The 246-nt window shown below is 72.4% G+C and carries 1 pseudogene; it reads left to right on the plus strand.

The features are described from left to right. Window positions 1–246, plus strand: a pseudogene (locus tag AC5RWO_RS21480) (HNH endonuclease); the annotation flags it as partial.

A 246-nucleotide genomic window follows, 5' to 3' on the forward strand; every position in this document is an offset into this window, starting at 1 on the left:
GGAAGCGTTTGTGGCCTCGCGGCGGGAGGCCCGGGCCGCGGCCGGGGTTCCGGCGGAGAGGCGGGGCCGGGGCCTGGCCAAGGAGATCGGCCTGGCCAGGAAGGACTCCCCGAACCGGGGCGGGAAGCACCTGGGCTTGTCGACCACGCTGATCAGGGAAATGCCGCACACCTATAGGGCGCTGGCAGAGGGCCGGCTGAACGAGTGGCGGGCGACCATCCTGGTCCGCGAAACCGCCTGCCTGAG

The organism is Arthrobacter sp. B055-34 (assembly GCF_059090425.1).